At 38.8% G+C, this 6410-nt stretch carries 7 protein-coding genes; 4 read left to right on the plus strand and 3 right to left on the minus strand.

All coding sequences use genetic code 11. The features are described 5' to 3' along the window. Positions 1 to 2: 2 nt before the first annotated feature. The 3 genes from G6554_RS20035 to G6554_RS20045 form a co-directional block, all read right to left on the minus strand. Positions 3 to 1544 (minus strand): spore germination protein, encoded by a 1542-nt coding sequence (locus G6554_RS20035; RefSeq protein ID WP_207627696.1) that lies wholly within the window; start codon positions 1542 to 1544, stop codon positions 3 to 5. A gap of 146 nt (positions 1545 to 1690) precedes the next feature. Then, positions 1691 to 2527, minus strand: a complete 837-nt coding sequence (locus tag G6554_RS20040) for an aldo/keto reductase (RefSeq protein ID WP_166245099.1) — start codon at positions 2525 to 2527, stop codon at positions 1691 to 1693. Between the two features lie 98 nt (positions 2528 to 2625). After that, a complete protein-coding gene (locus tag G6554_RS20045) occupies positions 2626 to 3459 on the minus strand; it encodes a pentapeptide repeat-containing protein (RefSeq protein WP_166245101.1) in 834 nt (277 codons plus the stop codon). A gap of 131 nt (positions 3460 to 3590) precedes the next feature. Here G6554_RS20045 and G6554_RS20050 point away from each other — a divergent pair, with 131 nt between their 5' ends. The 4 genes from G6554_RS20050 (at position 3591) to G6554_RS20065 (ending at position 6351) form a co-directional block, all read left to right on the plus strand. Further along, a complete protein-coding gene (locus G6554_RS20050; RefSeq protein ID WP_166245103.1) occupies positions 3591 to 4109 on the plus strand; it encodes a CBO0543 family protein in 519 nt (172 codons plus the stop codon). A gap of 141 nt (positions 4110 to 4250) precedes the next feature. Continuing rightward, the gene (locus G6554_RS20055; protein WP_166245105.1) at positions 4251 to 5141 is read left to right on the plus strand and encodes a DMT family transporter; all 891 of its coding nucleotides are present in this window, start codon (positions 4251 to 4253) and stop codon (positions 5139 to 5141) included. Positions 5142 to 5250: 109 nt separating this feature from the next. Continuing rightward, a complete protein-coding gene (locus tag G6554_RS20060; RefSeq protein ID WP_166245107.1) occupies positions 5251 to 5433 on the plus strand; it encodes a YolD-like family protein in 183 nt (60 codons plus the stop codon). 321 nt (positions 5434 to 5754) lie between these two features. Continuing rightward, positions 5755 to 6351: a M15 family metallopeptidase gene (locus G6554_RS20065; RefSeq protein ID WP_207627697.1), complete on the plus strand. Its 597-nt coding sequence runs from the start codon at positions 5755 to 5757 to the stop codon at positions 6349 to 6351. Positions 6352 to 6410: the final 59 nt, after the last annotated feature.

The raw sequence follows: 6410 nt of genomic DNA on the forward strand, positions 1-6410 counted from the left end.
GATTAACCCTTTCTTTGTTTGACCATATCCTTTGGTTTTAAATAACCTGGCCGAAACCTTGCTTTCATCGGAATATGACGGATAAGTAAGTCCTTCCCAGAGAAAAAATGCGGGGTCATCGGTGCAAAATACGATGTCCCAAACGACTTTAGCGAAACTAAATAAAACAAACCTGCAATGATTAATGCAGCTACCCCATAAATTCCAAGAATGCCTGCTGTTAAAATAAACAAAAAGCGCGATATGCGAATCGCGAAATTCATGCTTGTATCACTGATAATAAAAGAACTTAAGCCGCTTAGGGCAATGACAATGATGACGATTGGGCTAATAATATTGGCTTGAACAGCAGCCTGACCCAGAATTAAAGCACCCACAATCCCAATTGTCGGCCCAATTGGGGACGGTACCCGGAGTCCGGCTTCACGAATCAGTTCAAAGGCAGTTTCCATCATGAGGATTTCTATGACAGATGGAAATGGAACCCGTTCCCTTGTTCCTGCCATGGCCATTAATAAGTCAGGCGGAATCATCCCCACATGATAATTTGTAATCGCAATATAAAAGGAGGAAGCAAATAATGAGATAAAAAAGGCAAGGTATCGCAAAAGCCTGATAAAATTCCCATACGGTGTACGTAGGTAATGATCCTCCGGTGAATGGAATAACGCCCAAAAAGTGGCAGGAAGGACAAGACAGTTTGGTGAATTGGACATTAACAAAACAATATGACCTTCTTCAATAAAAGAGGCCGCCCTGTCAGGACGTTCCGTGTTTAAAATTGTTGGAAATATGGATCTTGGCCGTTCCTCAAGATACTGCTCCAATATACTTAAATCAAGAATACTATCCGTATTAATCGAAGCCAGCCTATCTTTAACCTCTTGAACCAGTTCATCCTTTACTAAGTCTTTTTCATAAACAATCAGCACGTCATTCCTGGACCGTTTTGTAACAACATGGACCTCAACAATCAGATTCTCATTTTTAATTTTTTTGCGGATTAACCCAACATTATCGGCTAATCTTTCGTTAAAGGCCTCTTTTGCCCCTTTGACAATGACCTCATTATCCGACTTTTCAATGGCACGACCTGAAATTTTCGTCGTTTCAAATACATAGCATTGGTCATCACCATCCACAAAAAGTGCTGTAACACCTCTGGTGATATTTTCTGTAATTTCACCGATATTGGCTATTGTCTGTGCGACGGGAAAGGATACAATATCTTCAACATTCCCAGTTGGCTGCTCGTTTTCAATGAGTGGTTCTACAATGCTCCTCTGAACCTGATCCGTGTCTACCATGGTACCGATATATATGATAAAGGCACGCCTTTTTAAAGAACGGATGGTAAACTCACGAATTTTGACATCAACACTTTTTGGAATGCTAAAAAGCGCCTTAAATATCTCCCTATTTTGTTCATAATAGCGACTAATTTCTTGCTTTTTTACCTCTATGACATTCGCATTGGATTGTTCGCTGAATTGTGGTTCTGTGTTGAATGCCTTATTAATTGTTTTAATCATTTTTTTAATCATTCTGAACCACCCCTAATTTTTATATAGTTTTCCATTTTTAGGGGTATTTATGTATGTAAAGAGGGTGCGAAACCGTGTTTCGCACCCTCTTTTAGTCTACTATTATTTTTTTCACAACGGTAACTGTCCACACGACTTAGCCAGTATTAAAACCCTACAGACATCTCATCTGGATGGGATCCAGCACGGCTATCCTGATTTAAGCCATCGATTTTTTCCATATCTTCAGCCGATAATTCAAAATCAAAAACATCTGTATTCTCAATAATACGGTGTTCCTTGATGGATTTCGGAATGGTAACCACTCCATTTTGAAGATCCCAGCGCAAAATGACTTGAGCGACGGATTTATTATATTTTTGGGCAATGTCGACAAGTACTGGTTCTTCCAAGAGCTGGCCTTGCTTTAATGGAGACCATGCCTCAAGTTGAATGCCCTCCTTCACACAAAATGCCTGGAGCTCTTTTTGTGTTAAATGCGGGTGGTACTCAACTTGGTTGACCATTGGTTTAATTTCCGCGGAACTAATTAAATCTTCTAAATGGTGAATCTGGAAGTTACTTACACCAATCGCACGGATGCGCCCTTCTTTATATAACTTCTCCAAAGCCTTCCAGGTATCTTTATATTTATCTTTACCAGGCCAGTGAATTAAATAAAGATCCAAGTAATCAAGGCCAAGCTTGTTAAGGCTGGTTTCGAACGCATTTAAAGTAGTTTCATACCCTTGATCCGCATTCCATACCTTTGAAGTAATAAACAATTCTTCACGATTAACGCCCGATTCACGGATCGCTTGTCCGACACCTTCTTCATTCTTATAAACCGCTGCCGTATCAATACTAATGTACCCGTTTCGAATTGCTGCTTTTACGGATTCGACAACCTCTGCCCCTTCTTTAACCTTAAAAACACCTAAACCCAGCCATGGCATTTTTACACCGTTATGTAATGTAGTCGTGTCTTGTAAATTAATTGGCATTATTTATTCCTCCCTTTTAACAATAATAGTATCATACAACTGATTGAATTTTCACTTTTCAGATACTGAATGATGGAAAAAGAATGAGCATTGTTTGACTATTTTTTCCAATGGTCTGGAATACGTAAAGAAGCGGGCAATTTGGTCGACCTATCACCCTTAGCCGAGTTAATTTGTGCCTGAGTGAGAAAAATACTCCCTGTAAGATTAGCACCACTTATATCAGCATCTCTAAAGTCAGCACCAATCAGATCAGTTACCCGCATGTCAGCTCCTCTGAGGTCAGCTGCTATCAACAATGCTCCTCGTAAGTTAGCCCCTCTAAGGTTAGCACCTTTTAATTTTGCACCTAGTAGGTCCATACTACGCTTTATTTTTTTAGAAGAGGGCACTTGGGCACGAACCAATTCACTGGTTTGTAGCAGTAACTCATTAACCATGGCTCTATGGGCCGGTATATTAAGCTCCATAATTGATTTCGGGCTTAAATAAGTGAGTTTCTCCGTTTTTTCTAGAGCTTTCTGCAAAACTTGAGTAATAGGTTGAGTTTCTTGTAAACTAAGTGCTTCATTTAAGTAATAAAGCATTTCATGAAGTTGCTGCATGATCGGAAATAGATCAAACAATTCCTTAGCTGACTCTGGATGATCCCGCCAATCATTTCCATCATAAGTAATTTGAGATACCTTTTGACCTGCACCAAAGCATTCATATACCGTGCAACCGCGAAACCCTTTATTTCTCAGGTGGCTGTGAATCCCACATCGATAATCTGCTTGCAAGTTGGAACAAGGAGTCCCACTATCTTTATCAACTGGAAAATCTGCTGACTTGGCATATGGTAACGCTACGCAGCATAGCCCAAAGCAATCTTCACAGTTAGCACTGTAGCGATGGATATTTTTATCATTTCTTGTTAAGTGTTTTGTCAAGCCTTACACTTCCTTTGAAGTTACTTAAAGTAATGATTTACGGCTTATTGAGGAATACTACCATCATTCTACTATAAAGCTGTCAAAACTTGAGTAATCTTTTACGGTTATTACATATAAAGGTGGATCATATGTTTCTTATAATAAGTGGCTTTATCTCAATCCTTTGCGCCTGGAGATGGGGAGATTGGAAAAATTGGCGCCGGTATCTTAGCACCATCCAATACTTTATTATCGGTGACATGCTTTATAACTTGTTCACGATGGGCTTTCCGTTGTGGCAATATCCCAATCCGCCAAACCTTTTGCCAAATCATTTGTTTACTAACCTCTTTATTATGTTTATCATCTATCCAAGTACGGTGCTCATTTTTTTATATCGCTTTCCTAAACGAAACTTCTTTCATCAGCTTCTGTTTATTTTGATATGGATTTTACTTTGGGCAGTTTTCGAATATTTTATGGTTTACTTTGGACTGTGCGTTTATCATCACGGCTGGTCATATGGCTGGTCTATTTCTTTTGCAAGCATGATGATACCTATGCTGTTACTCCATCATAAGCACCCCATGTGGGCGTATATGTTATCGATACCTATTATTGTATTTTTACTGTTCTGGTTTCATGTGCCGATTTTTACTAATAAATGACCATCATCTAGGCGGGCTATCTTCATTCTCCTTTTGAAGGGCAAATCCCGCTTCTCTTCCCAAAAATGGCCTTCATACACATTTTTAGTGGTTGAGAATTCACTTGTTTTGTGATTGGATTATCAATAAGGGGGAATCAAAATGAAAGGTAAAATGAGACTGATCACGACCATGCTCATTTTTGGAAGCATCGGTATTTTTGTAAAAAAGATTGATCTAACTTCAAGTGAAATTGCGTTCTTACGAGGGGTAATCGGAAGTCTGTTCCTGCTTCTTGTTAGTTTGCTAGTGAAGCATAAGCCATCATTTAAAGCGCTTAAGAAGAATGCCGTTCTCCTACTCTTATCAGGGGCGGCGATTGGCTTTAATTGGATCTTCCTTTTTGAATCCTATCGCTACACGACAATATCCAATGCAACAATAAGCTATTACTTTGCGCCTATCTTTGTTATGTTGTTGTCACCATTGGTTCTGAAGGAAAAACTGACAAGCATGAAGGTTGCTTGTATCATAACGGCCATGGTTGGTCTATTTTTAATCGTTAATCCTGGGAGTGGCGGCACAAGTAGCTCTGGACATCATGCACTTGGGATTTTCTATGGTCTATTAGCGGCGGCATTCTATGCAAGCATAGTGTTAATGAACAAATTTATTAAAGATTTATCAGGCTTTGAAACCACGTTAGTACAATTAATGGCAGGAGCATTGGTCTTACTGCCCTATATATTGTGGCAGGGTCATCTTCATTTGGCTGGTTTAAACTCGACTTCTATTATGTTTATCCTAATTCTTGGTGTTGTACATACAGGGGCTGCCTATTTTTTATATTTTACATCCATTCAAAAGTTAAAGGGGCAAACGATTGCCGTTCTAAGCTATATCGATCCGATTTCCGCTGTCCTCATGGCGTCCATTTTCTTAAGCGAAAACATGACAGTGATACAACTAGTCGGCGGTGTTCTAGTTTTGGGGGCAACATTTTTAAGTGAGTTAACCATCGTGAAAAAAGAACAGGCTCCCACTACCTTTTAATATATTTACTTTTTTAACACCTTTCCTTAACATCTTCTTCATTTTTTCTTAATATCCTCAGTTTACAATGGTATTGGTTAAACCAATACTGCTGAAAGAAGGGATATAGATGTTTTTGAAAAAGTTGTCTGAGAGAAAACCTGTTACGATTGATTATGTTAAAAATGGCAGATCACAAACGATAAAAGGGCGTGTCTATTGTCTTAATTTGCGTGAACAAATCCTTTCATTGAAGGATGAACAACAAAATTCCTTCACGATCCGTTTATCCGGAATTAGAAAAGTTTATTAATCTTCATCTAAATCGTTTCAATGAAATCAATTTCACGCCCTTTTCTGCCAAGGACTATGATCTAAGTAGCCTTATTCGCTTCCAAAGGCCATCAGGCTATTGCTCCGGATTTTCGAAGAGCTCTATAGACAGAATTCCTCCGATAATCCCTCCACCATTTCCCCCCAAATATTTTAGTACTATTGTAAAGCAATGGTAAACCAGAACGGAGTATAGATAATCCAATTGCTCGCATAAGGTTTATAATAATATGAAACAATTAGGCTATATTTTTCGTCATAGCTAATGAAATTATTTTTGTTGTGAAAGGAATATGCAATCTTGAAACGAAAACGGATAGGAAATTCCATTTATTTATTTCTCCTTGTGTTAACCGCTATCCTATTGTTTATATTTTTTGATAAAGAAATTAATCCTTTTACGGACTCAACAAATACTCGATCTGACTCATACCCGACTGAACTTCATCCGATTGTGAAAGAACGGAGCAATCAATTGATCCAACAATCTGCGAAAAAAGGAATCGTGATTGTGATTACGGATGACTTCCGAAGTGCCGAAGATCAGAATCGACTTTATGAAAAAGGACGGACAGCAAACGGGACAATTGTCACGTATGCCAAAGGGGGAGAGTCCTACCACAATTTTGGGCTTGCCGTTGATTTTGCGCTAAAGACCCCTTCAGGAGATATCATTTGGGATCGGCAGTATGATGGAAATAAAAACGGGAAAGCAGATTGGAACGAGGTTGTTGAAATGGCAAAGGTTCTCGGCTTTGAATGGGGAGGGGATTGGGCTGACTTTAAAGATTATCCCCATTTAGAGATGAATTTTGGCTTGAGTATTGCTGATTTACAAAATGGGGATCGACCTGCCGGCACATCAATGACAGCCGATACCATAAAAGACGGACAGTAATTAGTTACTGTTCGTCTTTTATTTGCAAAATAATGCAATAATAACTCTATATATATCTA

Origin of the sequence: Bacillus sp. MM2020_4, from assembly GCF_011250555.1 — a bacterium.
GTDB lineage: Bacteria > Bacillota > Bacilli > Bacillales > Cytobacillaceae > Neobacillus.

What these genes read in the sequence shown, in the direction of transcription:
- G6554_RS20035 (WP_207627696.1), bottom strand. Translation starts at nt 1,544, where the DNA reads ATGATTAAAAAAATGATTAAAACAATTAATAAGGCATTCAACACAGAA.
- G6554_RS20040 (WP_166245099.1), bottom strand. Translation starts at nt 2,527, where the DNA reads ATGCCAATTAATTTACAAGACACGACTACATTACATAACGGTGTAAAA.
- G6554_RS20050 (WP_166245103.1), top strand. Translation starts at nt 3,591, where the DNA reads ATGTTTCTTATAATAAGTGGCTTTATCTCAATCCTTTGCGCCTGGAGA.
- G6554_RS20055 (WP_166245105.1), top strand. Translation starts at nt 4,251, where the DNA reads ATGAAAGGTAAAATGAGACTGATCACGACCATGCTCATTTTTGGAAGC.
- G6554_RS20060 (WP_166245107.1), top strand. Translation starts at nt 5,251, where the DNA reads ATGTTTTTGAAAAAGTTGTCTGAGAGAAAACCTGTTACGATTGATTAT.